General features: G+C 50.6%; 2 protein-coding genes. Both read left to right on the top strand.

The genetic code is table 11. From position 1 onward, the window contains the following. Positions 1-231, top strand: a 231-nt coding sequence (locus ACO6V1_RS23315) for a hypothetical protein (RefSeq protein WP_422468905.1), incomplete at its 5' end; no start/stop codon positions are given. Positions 232-463: 232 nt separating this feature from the next. Beyond that, a partial coding sequence (locus ACO6V1_RS23310) for a DUF1601 domain-containing protein (protein WP_422468903.1) occupies positions 464-2,827 on the top strand: 2,364 nt, incomplete at its 3' end.

Here is a 2,827-nt window from a genome sequence, read left to right as displayed (position 1 = left end):
GTTTGCAATCAGGATTTAATGAAACCATACATTGATCAAGTAAAGACCAGGATAGGCATCCCGCCACAGGAGCATGGTTCTGTGTCACTTAAAAAAGAGTGGGCAGATGAGGCATACGTTCCTGCTGATAAAGGCAGGCAACCCTCAGATCACGGTTACTTAACCGCCGAAGAACATTCAGAAGAGCAAACCGGCAAACCAGGAAATAGGAAGAAAACAAACAGCCAGTAACCCCCTCCCTTCGACCCAGGAGACGTTTTCACATTCAAGTAAAGTTCTACCAGCGTTGAAGACCTGTTGCCCCTGAATTTCGCCCCGGATGATTTGAAGATAACGGATGGTTGGCATCAGGAGCAGATGCGTTTCTCCAACAGCTTACATTTATCAACATTCCAACAAAATGAACTTCTGAACAGAACAGCAGTCTGCTTCTTATATTCTCATGAATTAATGAAATATAGTTATGGATAGAAGCTCTGCTGGTATCAGTGGTCAATACGCAAGATCAGGCAATGATGACAACCAACCGGATGACCAGGCGTCTTCTTCACGGCGTGGACGATATAGATATGCCACAGTCAGACAATGGGATACCCCCTCCCGCACTGCCCCGGGGCGTCATGAATTTTACCATTCTTCCTCCACACGCTCTTCTCAACATCTACAGTACCGTTCAGTAAACCCTGCTCAAAATTTTAATGCTCTCACCAGACAGAAGATAATGGATGGCTTGGTGAAGAAATCTTATCGTTTTGGTGATCGCTATGATGGGAGACTTCACGGTCATTATGCCAGTTCAATTAAAAAATACACGTCAGCTGCTAAAAGACCGTTGAATCGAGCAGAACAAAGCCAGCTGATGCGTTTGCTGGAAAATTTTACTGCAACACGGAGCTGGAATTGGCGAAGCCTGACGACAACATTTCATTCATTGACTTCAGCGGGTGTTTTTACCCCCCATAACCCCATAGATGAGCGTGTTAAGCGCACTCAAGCTGCCTTAATGACAACGCTACTTGATGCAATAATATTCAAGTGCAACCAAAAACCTGAAGCCAGGGATATTGATGCCCAGGGAATCGCCAACCTGCTGTGGGCCATGGCGAAACTGGCAGACAGCGGGCCGGAGCGAACACTGGGGCTCAACGAGGCTGTGGCCGCACTGTTGCCCCACATGAACGCACAGAAAGACCAATTTATTCCTCAGCATATTGCCAACCTGCTATGGGCCATGGCGAAACTGGTGGACAACGGGCAGGAGCGGACACCGGGGTTCAATGAGGCCGTGGCCAGCCTATTGACCAACGTGAACGCACAGAAAGCTCACTTTATACCACAGGAAATCGCCAACCTGCTGTGGGCCATGGCAAAACTGGTGAACAACGGGCAGGAGCAGACACCAGTGTTCAAGGAGGCCGTGACCACGCTGTTGCCGCATGTGAAAGCACAGAAAGCTAATTTTAAACCACAGGAAATTACCAACCTGCTGTGGGCCATGGCGAAACTGGTGGATAACAGGCATGAGTTGACACCAGGGCTCAAAGAGGCTTTGGCCGCACTGTTGCCCCACGTGAACGCAAAAAAAAACCAATTTATTCCTCAGCATATCGCCAACCTGCTGTGGGCCATGGCAAAACTGGTGGACAACGGGCAAGAACAGACATCAGAGCTCGACGGGGCCGTGGCCGCGCTGTTGCCCCGCGTGAACGCACAGAAAGCTCACTTTAAACCACAGGAAATCGCCAACCTGCTGTGGGCCATGGCGAAACTGGTGGACAACGGGCAGGAACAGACACCAGAACTCAACGAGGCCATGGCCACACTGTTGCGACACGTGAACGCACAGAAAGCTCACTTTAAACCACAGGAAATCGCTAACCTGCTGTGGGCCATGGCAAAACTGGTGGACAACGGGCAGGGACGGACGCCAGAGTTCAATGAGGCCGTGGCCGCGCTGTTGCCCTACGCGAACACACAGAAAGCTCACTTTAAACCACAGGAAATCGCTAACCTGCTGTGGGCCATGGCAAAACTGGTGGACAACGGGCAGGAACGAACGCCAGAGTTCAATGAGGCCGTGGCCGCGCTGTTGCCCTACACGAACACACAGAAAGCTAACTTTACACCACAGGAAATCGCTAACCTGCTGTGGGCCATGGCGAAACTGGTGGACAACGGGCAGGAGTGGACACCGGGTCTCAAAGAGGCCATGGCCACACTGTTACCTCAAGTGAGCGCACAAAAAAACCAATTTATTCCTCAGCATATTGCCAGCCTGCTGTGGGCCATAGCGAAACTGATGGACAATGGGCAGGAGCGGACACCAGAACTCAACGAAGCCGTGGCCACGCTGTTACCCCACGTAAGTGCACAGAAAGATCAATTTAATCCTCAGCATATCGCCAGCCTGCTGTGGGCCATGGCGAAACTGGGCGAACTCATTGAGCTGGACTTGGTAACCACCACGTTCAAATCGCTTGTCGAGGGAATCAATGGCAACCCTCAGTTCTCTCAGCAAGCGATATTGATGTCCCTTTGGGGAGTAATGGTATGCTGTGCCAGGCTGTCTCTGGTCGCCAATGCCAATAAAAAACACGTGTTTGAAAAGCCCATGGATGACCTGTTTACTCGTCTGGAAAAAACATTCCTGCACAATGAAGAGGATCAACGCACCATTGCCCAGGCGGCAAGTTGGCTTGGCAGAGCGTGTCCGGTCGTCCCCCATTACCAGACTATCAGGTCAAAACGTCAATCCGAGGTTCGCGATCAACTCCAATCATGCTTTCCCTCTTTGCAGATTGAAGAAGAAAAGAGTCTGAATTCACTG

The organism is Endozoicomonas sp. ALC013 (assembly GCF_049310205.1).
In the GTDB taxonomy this organism is placed as follows: domain Bacteria; phylum Pseudomonadota; class Gammaproteobacteria; order Pseudomonadales; family Endozoicomonadaceae; genus Endozoicomonas.
This window is presented reverse-complemented; position numbering and strand designations above follow the sequence as displayed.